This window comes from Microbacterium sp. 77mftsu3.1 (assembly GCF_900100525.1).
In the GTDB taxonomy this organism is placed as follows: domain Bacteria; phylum Actinomycetota; class Actinomycetes; order Actinomycetales; family Microbacteriaceae; genus Microbacterium; species Microbacterium aquilitoris.
This window is the reverse complement of record NZ_FNCR01000005.1, coordinates 275371-288726: the sequence shown is the minus strand read 5'-3', so window position 1 is coordinate 288726 and position 13356 is coordinate 275371. Positions and strand designations below refer to the sequence as shown.

Here is a 13356-nt window from a genome sequence, read left to right as displayed (position 1 = left end):
GTCTTGCTTTTTCGTCGCCTGAACCGGTTTAGTAGATCAGGTCCGCCACGAAGGAGTGACCGATGCCCCCCGAGACCCGCCCCACGATCGCGGATGTCGCGCGCGCGGCGGGCGTCAGCAAGGGCCTCGTCTCCTTCGCGCTGAACGGCCGTCCCGGCGTCGCCGCCGAGACGCGGCAGCGCATCATGGACACCGCCGCCGAACTCGGCTGGACGCCGAGCCTGAGCGCCCGGTCCCTCAGCGTCGGGCGCGCCTTCGCCTGCGGACTGGTGATCGGGCGGAGCCCCGACGTCATCGCGGCCGACCCCTTCTTCCCCTCGTTCATCGCCGGGCTCGAAGACGAGTTCTCCGTCACCGGTCAGGCCCTCGTCCTCGCCGTCGCGAACCCGGGCCGTCAGGAGGAGGCCACCTACCGGGCGCTCGCCTCGGACCGGCGCGTGGACGGCGTCATCCTCACCGACATCCGCGTCGCGGACGCGCGCATCGCGCTCCTCGCCGAAGTCGGGATCCCCGCCGTCACCCTCGGCGTCCCCGACGTCGCCTCGCCGTTCGCCTCGGTCTCGACGGACGACGGAGCCGGCATCCGTCTCGCCGTCGAGCACCTCGCCGGCCTCGGCCACCGCCGCGTCGGGCACGTCGCAGGACCCTCCGGCATGCTCCACGCCCAACGCCGCCGCGACGCCTTCCTCGATGCCGCGGATGCCGCCGGCCTCGACGTCGCCGTCGTGGAGACCGACTTCAGCGCCGCCGACGGCGCGCGCGCCACGGCATCCCTCCTCGACGAGGGGACCCCGCCGACAGCCATCATCTACGCGAACGACAGCATGGCGGTCGCCGGCATGGGGATCGCCCACCAGCGCGGGCTGAGCGTGCCCGACGACCTCTCGATCACCGGATTCGACGACACCGAGATCGGCCGCTGGGTGCACCCCGCTCTCACGAGCGTCGCGACCGACGCCCGCGGCTGGGGCGTGGCCGCCGCACGCACGCTGCTCGCCGCGATCGCCGGTGACGCGCCCACTCGCCTCGACCTCCCCGATCCCACCCTCGCCGTCCGGGGTTCGACGGCACCTCCACGGGCGCGTGACGCGCGACCGACGACAGCAAGAGAGCACGAGTAACCGAACGAAGGAGCAGGACATGCAACGACGCATCCTCATCACGGCAGCCGGCGCAGCCGGTGTGCTGGCCCTCACCGCGTGCGGCGGCGGAGGCGGAGGTGGTGGCGGCGACCTCGAGAGCCGAGGCGACATCACCATCTGGTACTCCAACAACGAAGCCGAGATCGGCTGGGGCAAGAAGATGGTCGAGGCATGGAACGCCGACCACCCCGACGAGCAGGTCAAAGCGCAGGAGATCCCCGCCGGCGCCTCGAGCGAAGAGGTCATCGGGGCCGCGATCACCGCGGGCAACGCCCCGTGCCTCGTCTTCAACACCTCGCCCGCGGCGGTGCCGGGCTTCCAGCGCCAGGGGGGCCTCGTCGACCTGTCGACCTTCGAGGACGGCGACGACTACATCACGGCCCGCAGCGGCGACCTGGCCGACCAGTACCGCTCCGAGGACGGCGATTTCTACCAGCTGCCGTGGAAGTCGAACCCGGTGATGATCTTCTACAACAAGGCCCTCTTCGAGAAGGCCGGACTCGACCCCGAGAACCCGAAGCTGTCCACCTACGACGAGTTCCTCGAGACCGCGCGGACGCTCAAGGAGAAGGGCGTGTCCGAGTACGCGATCAACCCCGCCCCCACGAGCGAGTTCTTCCAGTCCTGGTTCGACTTCTACCCGCTCTACGCGGCGCAGACCGGCGGGACGCAGCTGCTCGAGGACGGCAAGGCGACGTTCGACGACGACAACGGCAAGGCCGTCGCCGACTTCTGGCGGACCCTCTACGAGGAGAAGCTCGCCGGCAACGAGCAGTACCAGGGCGACGCGTTCGCCGACGGGTACGCCGCCATGGCGATCGTGGGGCCGTGGGCGATCAGCGTGTACGGCGACTCGATCGAGTGGGGAGCCGTGCCGGTGCCGACGAAGGACGGCACCTCGGCGGGTGACACCTGGACGTTCAGCGACGCGAAGAACGTCGGCATGTTCACCGCGTGCAAGAGCAAGGGCACGGCCTGGGACGTCCTCAAGTTCGCCACCAGTGAGGAGCAGGACGGCGAGTGGCTGAAGGCCACCGGCCAGATGCCGCTGCGTCAGGACCTGACGGGTACCTATCCGGACTACTTCGCCGACAACCCTGCCTACGAGCAGTTCGGCGATCAGGCCGCGCGCACCGTCGAGGTGCCCAACGTCGTCGGATCGGTGGAGATCTGGCAGGCCTTCCGTGACGGCTACTCGAAGTCGGTCATCTTCGGTGAGACGCCGGTCGATCAGTTCCTCTCCGACACCGCGGCAGAGGTCGACAAGCTGGCGGCGGGCTGAGATGACCGCCGTCGTCCCGGGTCGCGCCGGGTCCGATCCCGGCGCGACCCGCGGTGCCACCCCCGGGAAGGACGGGAAGGATGCCGCGCCTCGCCGCGGCATCCTCCACCGCCTCCTCGGCGCGCAGCCGCACGGGCTCCTCTTCTCGGCGCCCTACATCGTCTTCGTCCTGGTCGTCTTCGCCTACCCGGTGGTGTTCGCCGTCTGGATGTCGTTCCAGGACTACTTCTTCGCCGCCCCGGGGGCCGTGGTCGACCGGCCGTTCGTCGGCTTCGACAACTACGTCACGGCGCTCAGCGACCCCGAGGTCTGGCGGTCGTTCGGCAACGTCGGGATCTTCCTGATCATCAACGTGCCGCTGACGGTCGTGCTGTCGATCCTGCTGGCGACAGCGCTCGACCGCGTCACGAAGGCGCGGACCTTCTTCCGGGTGAGCTACTACGTGCCGTACGTCACGGCATCCGTCGCCGTCGTCGCGGTCTGGCTCTTCCTCTTCGCCCGCGGCGGACTCGTCAACAACGTGCTCGGGCCGCTTGCGCCCGACCCGTCGTGGCTCGTGAACTCGGCGCTCGCGATGCCGACCATCGCGATCTTCGTGACGTGGAAGGGGCTCGGGTTCTACATCCTGCTCTACCTCGCCGCCCTTCAGAACGTGCCGCGCGAGCTGTACGAATCGGTGTCGATGGACGGCGGCGGGAAGATGCGGCAGTTCTTCTCGGTGACGGTGCCGAGCGTTCGGCCGGCGACGCTGCTCGTCGTCCTGCTCGCCACGATCACCGGGGCGAACCTCTTCACCGAGCCGTATCTGCTGACCGGTGGCGGCGGTCCCAACGGAGCCTCGACGTCGCCCGTGCTGCTCATGTACCAGCGCGGCATCGAGCAGCAGAACCCCGACGTCGCCGCCGCGATCGGCGTCGTGCTGATCGTGTTCGTCCTGGCCATCGCTGCCCTGCAGCGCAAGCTCGTGGGAGGTGAGGAGCGATGAAGCGCGCACTCGGGTCGAAGATCGCGATGTACACGGCGCTGTCGATCGGTGCGCTCGCGTTCCTGTTCCCGTTCTTCTACATGATCGTCGGCTCGCTGCAGACGAACGTCGATCCGACGCCGGCGGGGGCGTTCCCCAACCCGGCGAATCTGACGCTCGACAACTACGCCGCCATCAACGGGCGCATCGACCTGCTGCAGGGGCTCGCCAACTCGGGCATCTTCACCGGCGGGGTGATCCTCGGCACGGTCGTCTTCGGCGTCCTGGCCGGATACGCCCTGGCGATCCTCCGCTGGCGGGGGCGCGGGGCGACGTTCGCCCTCGCCCTCCTGGTGCAGGTCGTGCCGTTCCAGCTGCTGATGATCCCGCTCTACGTCATGATCGCCCGGGATTACGGCCTGGCCGACAGCTACCTCGGCATGATCCTGCCGTTCTTCATCAACTCGACGGCGGTGGTGATCTTCCGGCAGTACTTCCTGCAGCTGCCCAAGGAGCTCTTCGACGCCGCGAGGATCGACGGCTCGAACGAGTTCCGTCTGCTGTGGAGCGTGGCGCTGCCCCTCGTGCGACCGGCGCTGCTGACGGTCGTGCTGCTGACGTTCATCGGGCCGTGGAACGAGTTCCTGTGGCCGTTCCTCATCACGAAGGATGCCGAGATGCAGCCGCTCGCGGTGTCTCTCGCGAACTTCATCTCGAACATCGCGGCATCCACCGCGAACCCGTTCGGGGCGATGATGGCCGGTGCCGTGGTGCTGGCCGGCCCCGCCGTCGTGCTGTTCCTCGTGTTCCAGCGCTACTTCACGTCCAACGACCTCGGATCCGGAGTGAAAGGTTGACCATGACCACCGAGACCCACGTGCCCTACCGACTCACCCGCATGGGGGTCGTGATGACCCCGGCCGCGGGCGATCCGAACGAGGTCGAGGGGGTGTTGAACCCCGGCTCCGGCCGCGGCCCCGACGGGGAGCTCTACCTGCTGCCCCGACTCGTGGCCGACGGCAACGTATCGCGCGTGGGCCTGGCCCGCGTCGTCGTGGAGGACGGGGTGCCGACCCGCGTCGAACGCGAGGGCGTCGTCCTCGAACCCGACCGGGGGTGGGAGCGCGGGGTCGGCAACGCCGGCGTCGAGGACCCCCGGGTCACCTGGATCGAGACGCTCGGACTGCACGTCATGACCTACGTCGCCTACGGGCCCCTCGGCCCGCGCACGGCGATCGCGGTGTCGAGCGACCTGCGCGAGTGGCGCCGACTCGGGCCGGCGCTGTTCCGGTACCAGGACGACCTCGACATGGACCTGAACCTGTTCCACAACAAGGACACGGTGTTCTTCCCCGAGCCGGTCACCGCGCCCGACGGGCGGGAGGCGCTCGCCGTCCTCCACCGCCCCATGTGGGACCTCGGCGAGACGAAGCCCGGCCAGGGCGTCCGCGTCCCGGCGGGCGTCGAGGACGAACGGCAGTCGATCTGGATCAGCTACATCCCCCTCGCCGACGTCCGCGACGACCTCGCGGCGCTGACCCTGTGGGAGCAGCACCGCTTCGTCGCCGGCCCGGAGTTCCCGTTCGAGGCGCTGAAGATCGGCGGGGGACCGCCGCCGCGCCGCATCCCGGAAGGCTGGCTCGTCCTGCACCACGGTGTGACGGGCGTGCTCGAGAGCGCCTTCGCGCAGCAGCAGAAGGTCAACTACGCCGCCGGGGCGCTCATCCTCGACGCCGACGACCCCTCGACGGTCGTCGCCCGCACTCCGGAGCCGCTGCTGGCACCGGAGACAGACGACGAGCGGAGCGGCATCGTGCCGAACGTCGTCTTCCCGACCGCGATCGAAGAGGTCGACGGTCGCCTGTTCGTGTTCTACGGCATGGCCGACTCGAAGATCGGCGTCGCCCTGCTCGAACGCACCGACTGATCGCGTGCCGAGTGCAGGTCCCGTCGGCCAGCGGGCGCCCTGAAGCGCTCCGATCCGACTCTGGACCTGCACTCGGCACCGCAACGAAAGGAATCCCCCCCGTGAACACCTCCGCACACCGTCGTGCGAGGACCGTCGGCCTCACCGCGCTCGCCGCGCTCGCCCTGACCGTCCCGCTCGGCGTCACCGCCGCTGCCGCGGCGCCCGCCGACCCTCCCGTCACGAACCTCGCGCACCTCGACTTCCTGCTCGACGCAGCGACGCCGCCCGCCGACGTCGACGGGCACAGCACCTACCGACAGGCCGAGGAGCCCGCGCTCGTCATGCCCTGGACCTATGCCGATGCCCGGGACGGCGGAACGTTCGAGCGGGTAGGCGGCGGCCCCCTCGACCCCGAGACCGGCTACTGGGGCCAGGGGGCCTACAACGCCGACGACATCACCCGTGCCGCCGTGGTCTACATCCGCCACTGGGAGCTCACCGGCGACGACGACAGTCGCGACACCGCGTACGAACTGCTCCGCTCGGTCGCGTACTTCCAGACGACCGATGGTCCGGATGCCGGCAACGTCGTCCTCTGGATGCAGCCCGACGGCACCTTCAATCCCTCTCCCGAGCCCGTCGAGCTCCCCGACCCGTCCGACAGCGGGCCGAGCTACTGGCTCGCCCGCACCCTGTGGGCGCTCGGCGAGGGCTACGCCGCGTTCAAGGACGAGGACCCTGCCTTCGCCGCCTTCCTCGACGATCGCTTCGACCTCTCTCTCGGCGCGCTGAACCGCCAGGTCCTGTCCAGGTACGGCACCTGGACGGTCTCGGACGGCAAGCGTGTGCCGGCCTGGCTCATCACGAACGGGGCGGATGCCTCGGCTGAGGCCGTGCTCGGGTTGGCGGCGCGTGTCGCCGCGAGTCCCGACCGGGCCTCGGCGACGGCGCTCCGCCAGCTCGCGAAGGGCATCGCCGCGATGTCGGACGGGTCGACGCGGGAGTGGCCGTACCGAGCCGTGCTGCCGTGGGCGGAGTCTCCGGCGATCTGGCACGCGTGGGGCTCGCAGATGCCGGCGGCGCTGGCCGCGGCATCCATTGTCCTGAAGGACCGTGCGCTCGCTCGTCCCGCCGTCGCGGATGCGACGAGCTTCACGACCACCCTGCTCACGGCGGGTGGACCCGACAACGGGTGGAACCCGAGCCCGGTCGACCGGGTGCAGATCGCCTACGGCGCCGACTCGCGGGTGCAGTCGCTCCTGGGGGTCGCCGACGCGACCGGGTCGGAGGGGTTCGAGGACCTCGCAGCGATGCAGGCCGCCTGGTTCTTCGGCGCCAACCACGCCGGTCAGCGCATGTACGACCCGGCGACCGGCGTCACCTACGACGGTCTGCAGCCGGACGGCACCGTCAACCGCAACAGTGGTGCGGAGTCCACGATCCACGGGTTGCTCACCGCGCTCGCGCTCGACGCCCACCCGGACGTCCGGCGTCAGGCCCTCTCGCTGACCGAGGTCGGCGACCGTGAGGGGCTCACGTGGGTCGAGGCGGAGGATGCCGCCCGCACGACGGGTGAGATCTCGACGCCGGAGTCGTGGACGGGCGAGTCGAGCTGGTCGGGCGACAAGCTGACGCTGTCGCGCGGTGAGACCGCGGTGTTCGACGTCGGTACGGCGGGCACGGATCGGTGGATCGAGCCCGTGGTCTGGTCGGAGGTCGGAGAACGCACGTCGTCGACGTGGACGAGCGACCGCGCCCGACTGGGGAGCCTGCAGCTCACCGGTCCTCGGCAGGGGATCTCACCGACACCGGGTGCGATGCATCCGCACACGCTGCAGAAGGCCCTGCCCGGTTCGCGTGACGAGCTGCGCGTCGTGTCGACGCGCGGCGAGGTGCAGGTCGACGGCATCCTCGTCCGGCCGTTCGTCTCCCGCCTCGTGCTCGAGGGCGACGACGGTGCGCGCACCGAACTCGTGCACTCGGCGGCGCGCTCGCCGCAGAAGGTCAGGGTGGGCGCCGGCGACCTCGCGGTCTACGACGACCGCGGGCGCGAAGTGCGCGCCAAGAAGGACCGCACGGGCGTCCTCACCCTGCCCGCCGGCGGATTCGCGATCGTCGAGCGGTGACGATCCGACCGGGCCGTGGGACGCCGCGGCCCGGTCATCGCCGGAAGGCCCAGTCGGGCAGGTGGGCGTGCGCCACGAACGATCGCACGATCTCGCCGAGTCCGTGCTCGCGTTCGAGGCGCAGCGCCGCCGCGGCGTGACGATCGGCGTGGGTGGAGCGTCCGAGCGCCCAGGCGAGCCATGCGGCCGTCGCCAGCGGGCCCGCCCGGTGGGCCTCGGGAGTGCGGGCGGCCACGTGGCGCACCAGCTCGAGCGCCGCCTCGAGCCGGGTCGGGTCGGGCCGTTGGCTCTCGCCCCACATGACCGACGCCAGGTCGGCGGGGTACTCCTCGCCGTCCTCCCACCGGCGTTGCGCGTCGAGGGCGGCATCCCCTCCGGCCCGGTCGGTCGCCCACTGCACGATCCCGACGTCCCGAAGCGACGGACGTGCGAGACACCACGCGAGCACGGCCGTCCGCATCGGGTCGAGGTGTGCGGCATCCCACGTCAGGCAGGTCTCGAACAGGGCGGGCAGGTCGTCGAGCGCGCAGCCAGCCTCGAGCGCCGCCGGATCGATGCGCGTCGGGGCATCCGCCAGAGCCGGGATGCCGCACAGCACGGCCAGCGCCGACTCGAGCGACTGCAGCGCGGCGGCGACGTCCGCGACGATGGCGGGGTCCGCGGTCGGTAATGCGGCGCCGTCGTGCTGGTCGTGGTCGAGGCGGGGCAGGTGACGCTCGAGTTCTGCGAGCGCGCGGCCGCCGCGCGGGAGCCGCTCGTCGTAGTGCGAGCCCCAGCCGTCCCCGGCGACGGTGAGCGCGTCGACAATCCCGAGCCCGCAGGTCGCCGCCGCCCGTTCGAGCGCCTCGGCCAGGTCGCCGTGGGGGAGTCGGTGACGAGCGGATGCCGCCGTGTAGACGACCGCGGTGAAACCGTCGGCATCCGACACCCGGCAGATCATGCCGACGACGGTCGACGCGACGGGATCGAGCGGCGCGCCCCGGGGCGGCAGGTCGATGCGCAGGGCGCCGAGACTGCGCCCGCGGGTCATCGGGACGACGACGAGGCTCTCGGTCGGGGTGAACCCGAGCAGGCGGGGGACGAGGGCGAGGAAGTGCGCGGAATCCGCGGCGGTGACGATGGTCGACATGGCCCCACGGTCGTCGGGCGGGACCCCTCGCGGGCGCGAGGATGCGAGGCTGTGGACGATCCGCCGAGGATGCCCCCGGTTAGGGGAGCTCCGCGCCGTCCGGCCGCACCGGCATATTACGATGGAGACATGGATGAGGTCTGGAGCGCGGTCGTCTGGGGACTGATCCCCACGATCGTGGTGGCCGGGCTCTTCGCCTTCGTGATCCGCAGCATCCTTCGCATGGACCGCACCGAGCGAAAGCTCTACGCGCAGGTCGAGGCGGAGGAGCGGAGCAAGCGAGGTCTTCCTCCCCGCGACGAAACCGCCGGTCGATCCGCCAAACGATAGGCTGACCCCACACTCTCTGGGGGCCTCGTGATCAGCATCAGCGTCGACTGGACGTGGACGTGGTGGATCGTCCTCGTCCTCCTGTTCGACATCTCGGTGCGCGCCATCGCGGTCTTCATCATCCCGCGCAACCGCCGCCCGACCGCGGCGATGGCCTGGCTGCTGGCGATCTACTTCATCCCGGTCTTCGGCATCCTCCTCTTCCTCCTCATCGGCAACCCGCGTCTTCCGCGCAAGCGCCGCAAGGAGCAGGAGTCGATCAACGACGCCTTCCGTGCCGCGAGCGAGGGTCTCGACTTCGGCACGCTCCGCCCCGACGCCCCCGAGTGGTTCACGCAGCTGGTCGGCCTGAACCGCAAGCTCGGCGCTCTCCCCATGGCCGGGGACAACGGGGCGCAGATCATCTCCGACTATCAGGGCAGCCTCGACACGATGGCGTCCGAGATCGACCGCGCCGAGCGCTACGTCCACGTCGAGTTCTACATCCTGCAGTCCGACGGCGCGACCGACGGCTTCTTCGCCGCCCTCGAGCGGGCGACCGCCCGCGGCGTGAGCGTGCGAGTGCTGCTCGACCACTGGGCGAACCGCTGGAAGCCGAACTATCACGCGACACTCGCGCGCCTCGAGCGGATGGGCGCCGAGTGGCACCTGATGCTTCCGGTGCAGCCGCTGAAGGGCAAGTACCAGCGGCCCGACCTGCGCAACCACCGCAAGCTGCTCGTGATCGACGGCGTCGTGGGCTACGTCGGTTCGCAGAACGTCACCGACCGCAGCTACAACCTGAAGACGAACCTGCGCCGCGGGCTGCAGTGGGTCGACCTGATGGTCCGCGTCGACGGGCCGGTCGTGGCATCCCTCTCGGCCGTGTTCGTCTCGGATTGGTACGGCGAGACCGGCGAGGTGTTCGCGGTCGAATCCGACTTCCTGATGGATGCCGGGACCGGCGACCTCGACTGCCAGATCGTCCCGAGCGGGCCGGGGTTCGAATACGAGAACAACCTGAAGCTGTTCCTGAGCCTCATCTTCGGCGCGAAGAAGAAGATCGTCATGGTCAGCCCGTACTTTGTGCCCGACGAGGGACTGCTCCTCGCGATCCAGACCGCCTGCCACCGCGGCGTCGAGGTCGAGCTGTTCGTGTCCGAAGAGGGCGATCAGGCGATGGTCTACCACGCGCAGCGCAGCTACTACGAGCAGCTGCTCGCGACCGGTGTGAAGATCTGGATGTACAAGCGGCCTTACATCCTGCACTCCAAGTCGATGTCGATCGACGACGAGGTCGCCGTGGTCGGGTCGAGCAACATGGACATGCGCTCGTTCGGCCTCAACCTCGAGGTGACGATGCTCGTCCGAGGGGCGGAGTTCGTCGAGCAGCTCCGCACGGTCGAGGACCAGTACCGCGGCATGTCGCGCGAGCTGACGATCGCTGAATGGGAGAAGCGGCCTATGCGATCGGTCGTGCTCGACAACCTCGCCCGTCTGACGTCGGCGCTGCAGTAGGGGTTCCTCCCCGGCGGGCGAATTTCCGCCGTTGCGCACACAGGGCGGGGCGCGGCATCCGTTTGCCTTTCGCATCAGCGACCGTGACGGGATGCGCGCGCGATCCCTCCCCGACGGGCTCGGGGAGCCGTTCTCGGTCGCGCAGGCGCGCGCGGCGGGAGTGAACCGGTCGCGACTGCGGGCCGCGGACCTGACACGTCCGTTCCACGGCGTACGGTCGACGGCTGTTCCCGACGGCGACCTTGCGCAGATGGTCGCGGCCTACGCCTGCGCGATGAGCCCGCACGTCTTCTTCAGTCACGTGACGGCCGCGGAATTGTGGGGGATGCCGCTTCCCTCTTCCGCGGGTGGGCCGCTGCACGTCTCCGTGCGCGCGCCGCATCGCGCGCCAGCCGGGGCCGGTGTGGTGGGACACGCGGTGCACCCGTCGATGGTGGGGGTGGTGCGGCATCCGCTGTTCGGGGTGCCGGTGACGTCGCCCGCGACGACCTGGGCGATGCTCGGGGGTGCGCTCGGGAACGTGCGCGATCTGGTCGCGACCGCGGATGCCGCTGTGCGCGAGCCGATGCACCCGGCCGATCCGCCGCCGCTCACGACGCGGACGCAGCTCGAGCGGGCGGTGGCGGCTGGCCGTCGTGTCGGCGCCGCGCGTCTGCGCGAGGCGTTGCCGCGGGTCTCGGTGCGGTCGAGGTCGCGGCCCGAGACGTGGCTGCGCCTGATCGTGGTGGACGCCGGTTTCCCGCCTCCGGCCGTGAACCATGACGTCGTCGCTCGGGGGATGTGGTTGGCGCAGGTGGATCTCGCGTACCCGGCTCGGCGCGTGGCGCTCGAGTACGAGGGCGAGCATCATCTGACCGATCCGGCGCAGTGGGCCGCCGACCTCGCGCGCTACGACCGACTGGTCGAGGCCGGGTGGCGGGTGCTGCGGGTGACGAAGGGCGACGTGTTCGGAGACCCGCGTGACCTGCTCGCGCGACTGGGGCGGGCTCTGGCCTGAGGTGTGCGGCTGGGTGCGCGGCGGTGCGTGGTCGGTCGCGCGGCGCGGGCGTTCGGTCGCGCCGAATGGCGGGTGCGCGGGCGCGAAGGTCACCGTTCGGCGCGACTGAATCGCGGGGCGTGTGTTCAGTCGCGCCGAATGGCGGGTGCGCGAGCCTCGAGGTCGCCATATGGCGCGAGTGAATGTGCGGGTTGCCCGGGCATGCGAGATGCGGGTGCGGGTGTGCTCGCCCGAGCTCAGTCGCGCCGTATGGCGGGTAGACGGGTGCGGAGGTCGCGACATGGCGCGAGTGAATCCCGGGGCGTGCGTTCAGTCGCGCCGTATGGCGGGTACACGGACGCGGAGGTCGCCATTCGGCGCGACCGCGCGATGCGCGCAACGCCACACGACGCGCGGCGGGCTCAGTCCGCGCGCACGAGCAGCTCGCCGACCTCGCAGTCGAGGGCGCGGCAGATGGCCGACAGGGTCGAGTACCGGATCGCACGGGCGCGGTCGTTCTTGAGGATCGACAGGTTCACAACCGAGACCCCGACGATCTCGGAGAGGCGCGTCAGCGTCATCCCGCGTTCGGCGAGCAGTTCGTCGAGTCGACAGTGGATGCCGGTGAGCTCGTCCTCCTCGGTCGGACTCACACGAGCCCCTTGGTGTCGCGCTGCAGTCGCTCGCCCTGCGCGAAGGCGCTCGCCAGCACGGCCGCGGCGACGGCGACCAGCAGGATCGGCAGCAGGGGCAGCAGATCGAGCATCGACAGCGTCTCGAACCGGATGCCGAGGGATTGCATCGCGTGCTGTCGCCCCATCCCGTCGACGATCGGCCACGCGAACACGGCCGCCGTCAGCGTTCCGGCGATCACCGCAAGCGCGTGGGTGGCGCCCCCGGCGAACACGCGTCCCCGGCGCACGGCGAGAGCGACGCGCATGAGCGCTGCGGCCACGACCACGCTCGCGACGGCGACGAGCAGGACCGCCGCGATCATCCAGGAACGGCCGCCGACGCCGAGATCGGGCGCCCGGACGCTCACGGTATCCACCGTCGTCCCCACCGAGAGTCCCAGTGCAGCGGATGCCGCATCCGCCCCGACCGTCACGGCAGGGCCCTCGGGGCCAAGGATCTCGGTGATGCGGAACACAGCGACGGCCAATGCCGCGAGGGAGGCGGCGACGCCGTAGACGACGAGGTCCAACGCGCCCGTGGTCCGGGTCCCGGCGGCCATCAGACGAGCCCCGTCACGTCCCGCTGGAGGCGGGAGCCGTAGCGGAAGAACGCAGCCAGAGCAGCGAGGCCGAGGCCTGCCGCGATGGGCCAGAACGGGAAGGTGATGAGGAGGTTGGCCTGCGGAACCCAGGCGGCGAAAGGGTCTTCGATCCCGGGAATGTCTTTCCAGGATCTGCCCGTCACCTCGAATACCTGCGACGACGCCACGCTTCCCGCGATGTCTCCGAACACCTGCGCAAGAGTGCCGCCGGCAGTGACGCACACGGCCGACACCGACGCCATCCGCGCAACCACCGGAGCGAATCCGCGGCCAGACAGGAGGTGGGAGCACGCAACGGCGACAAGAGCGGCGATCGACGCGGGCACCAGCCAGGCAGCGACCTGACTGATCGCCCAGGTGATCCGTGCGGCAGGGTTCAGACCCGCCACGTCGAGCGTCACGGAATCGAAGCCGCCGCTCACGCGCGTGGCCTCCGTCGGCTCGGCACGGACCTGGCTGGGCAGTTCTGGCCAGAAGCTTTGAATCGGCATGGTGATCGACACTGTCGGCGAGAGGAGGATGAACAGGAGCGTGACGAGTGCGCCGACGGCCGACACTCCGGCCCACACGACAGCCACGATCTGGGTGACGCGCACCAAGGACGTCGGGTCCTTCTGTTCGCGTCGACGCTCACCCGCAGCAAGGACGAACGCGAGGATCATCGCCGCGATCAGGATCACGACGAGCATCGCGGCCATGCCGATCATCCAGGTGAATCCGCCCAT

Annotated in this window: 13 protein-coding genes; 9 read left to right on the top strand and 4 right to left on the bottom strand. The window is 70.3% G+C overall.

Translation table 11 applies throughout. The features are described from left to right. The first annotated feature begins 62 nt into the window (after window positions 1–62). From BLR68_RS14245 to BLR68_RS14220, 6 genes are all read left to right on the top strand, one after another. On the top strand, window positions 63–1121 hold the full coding sequence (locus tag BLR68_RS14245) for a LacI family DNA-binding transcriptional regulator (protein ID WP_018185743.1): 1059 nt from the start codon (window positions 63–65) through the stop codon (window positions 1119–1121). Window positions 1122–1140: 19 nt separating this feature from the next. Continuing rightward, window positions 1141–2424: an extracellular solute-binding protein gene (locus BLR68_RS14240; RefSeq protein ID WP_018185742.1), complete on the top strand. Its 1284-nt coding sequence runs from the start codon at window positions 1141–1143 to the stop codon at window positions 2422–2424. Between the two features lies 1 nt (window position 2425). Then, window positions 2426–3409 carry a carbohydrate ABC transporter permease gene (locus tag BLR68_RS14235; protein ID WP_018185741.1) on the top strand — a complete coding sequence of 328 codons (984 nt, stop codon included), beginning with the start codon at window positions 2426–2428 and terminating at the stop codon, window positions 3407–3409. Beyond that, window positions 3406–4245, top strand: a complete 840-nt coding sequence (locus tag BLR68_RS14230; RefSeq protein ID WP_018185740.1) for a carbohydrate ABC transporter permease — start codon at window positions 3406–3408, stop codon at window positions 4243–4245. Before BLR68_RS14235 ends, BLR68_RS14230 begins: the two co-directional genes overlap by 4 nt. A gap of 2 nt (window positions 4246–4247) precedes the next feature. Then, a complete protein-coding gene (locus tag BLR68_RS14225) occupies window positions 4248–5315 on the top strand; it encodes a glycoside hydrolase family 130 protein (protein WP_018185739.1) in 1068 nt (355 codons plus the stop codon). A gap of 101 nt (window positions 5316–5416) precedes the next feature. After that, window positions 5417–7423 carry a hypothetical protein gene (locus BLR68_RS14220; protein WP_018185738.1) on the top strand — a complete coding sequence of 669 codons (2007 nt, stop codon included), beginning with the start codon at window positions 5417–5419 and terminating at the stop codon, window positions 7421–7423. A gap of 34 nt (window positions 7424–7457) precedes the next feature. Here BLR68_RS14220 and BLR68_RS14215 read toward each other — a convergent pair whose 3' ends face one another. Next, window positions 7458–8552 carry a DUF4192 family protein gene (locus BLR68_RS14215; RefSeq protein ID WP_018185737.1) on the bottom strand — a complete coding sequence of 365 codons (1095 nt, stop codon included), beginning with the start codon at window positions 8550–8552 and terminating at the stop codon, window positions 7458–7460. 129 nt (window positions 8553–8681) lie between these two features. On the opposite strand from BLR68_RS14215, the gene BLR68_RS14210 reads away from it, so the two are divergent. The 3 genes from BLR68_RS14210 to BLR68_RS14200 all read left to right on the top strand — a co-directional run bounded on the left by BLR68_RS14210 (window position 8682) and on the right by BLR68_RS14200 (window position 11376). Then, complete coding sequence (locus BLR68_RS14210; RefSeq protein ID WP_018185736.1) at window positions 8682–8882, top strand: hypothetical protein; 201 nt, start codon at window positions 8682–8684, stop codon at window positions 8880–8882. 27 nt (window positions 8883–8909) lie between these two features. Then, complete coding sequence (gene cls, locus BLR68_RS14205; RefSeq protein WP_018185735.1) at window positions 8910–10379, top strand: cardiolipin synthase; 1470 nt, start codon at window positions 8910–8912, stop codon at window positions 10377–10379. Between the two features lie 91 nt (window positions 10380–10470). After that, window positions 10471–11376 carry an endonuclease domain-containing protein gene (locus BLR68_RS14200; RefSeq protein WP_018185734.1) on the top strand — a complete coding sequence of 302 codons (906 nt, stop codon included), beginning with the start codon at window positions 10471–10473 and terminating at the stop codon, window positions 11374–11376. Between the two features lie 401 nt (window positions 11377–11777). Here BLR68_RS14200 and BLR68_RS14195 read toward each other — a convergent pair whose 3' ends face one another. The 3 genes from BLR68_RS14195 to BLR68_RS14185 are packed head-to-tail and all read right to left on the bottom strand — an operon-like array spanning window position 11778 to window position 13356. After that, a complete protein-coding gene (locus BLR68_RS14195; protein ID WP_018185733.1) occupies window positions 11778–12008 on the bottom strand; it encodes a helix-turn-helix domain-containing protein in 231 nt (76 codons plus the stop codon). Further along, window positions 12005–12589 (bottom strand): hypothetical protein, encoded by a 585-nt coding sequence (locus tag BLR68_RS14190; RefSeq protein WP_018185732.1) that lies wholly within the window; start codon window positions 12587–12589, stop codon window positions 12005–12007. The genes BLR68_RS14195 and BLR68_RS14190 overlap by 4 nt, the downstream gene beginning before the upstream one ends. Continuing rightward, the gene (locus BLR68_RS14185) at window positions 12589–13356 is read right to left on the bottom strand and encodes a hypothetical protein (protein ID WP_018185731.1); all 768 of its coding nucleotides are present in this window, start codon (window positions 13354–13356) and stop codon (window positions 12589–12591) included. The genes BLR68_RS14190 and BLR68_RS14185 overlap by 1 nt, the downstream gene beginning before the upstream one ends.

Bases quoted from the DNA above. Each gene is read 5' to 3' on its own strand.
- BLR68_RS14245 (WP_018185743.1), top strand. From the start codon at position 63: ATGCCCCCCGAGACCCGCCCCACGATCGCGGATGTCGCGCGCGCGGCG.
- BLR68_RS14240 (WP_018185742.1), top strand. From the start codon at position 1,141: ATGCAACGACGCATCCTCATCACGGCAGCCGGCGCAGCCGGTGTGCTG.
- BLR68_RS14235 (WP_018185741.1), top strand. From the start codon at position 2,426: ATGACCGCCGTCGTCCCGGGTCGCGCCGGGTCCGATCCCGGCGCGACC.
- BLR68_RS14230 (WP_018185740.1), top strand. From the start codon at position 3,406: ATGAAGCGCGCACTCGGGTCGAAGATCGCGATGTACACGGCGCTGTCG.
- BLR68_RS14225 (WP_018185739.1), top strand. From the start codon at position 4,248: ATGACCACCGAGACCCACGTGCCCTACCGACTCACCCGCATGGGGGTC.
- BLR68_RS14215 (WP_018185737.1), bottom strand. From the start codon at position 8,552: ATGTCGACCATCGTCACCGCCGCGGATTCCGCGCACTTCCTCGCCCTC.
- BLR68_RS14210 (WP_018185736.1), top strand. From the start codon at position 8,682: ATGGATGAGGTCTGGAGCGCGGTCGTCTGGGGACTGATCCCCACGATC.
- BLR68_RS14200 (WP_018185734.1), top strand. From the start codon at position 10,471: ATGCGCGCGCGATCCCTCCCCGACGGGCTCGGGGAGCCGTTCTCGGTC.
- BLR68_RS14190 (WP_018185732.1), bottom strand. From the start codon at position 12,589: ATGGCCGCCGGGACCCGGACCACGGGCGCGTTGGACCTCGTCGTCTAC.
- BLR68_RS14185 (WP_018185731.1), bottom strand. From the start codon at position 13,356: ATGGGCGGATTCACCTGGATGATCGGCATGGCCGCGATGCTCGTCGTG.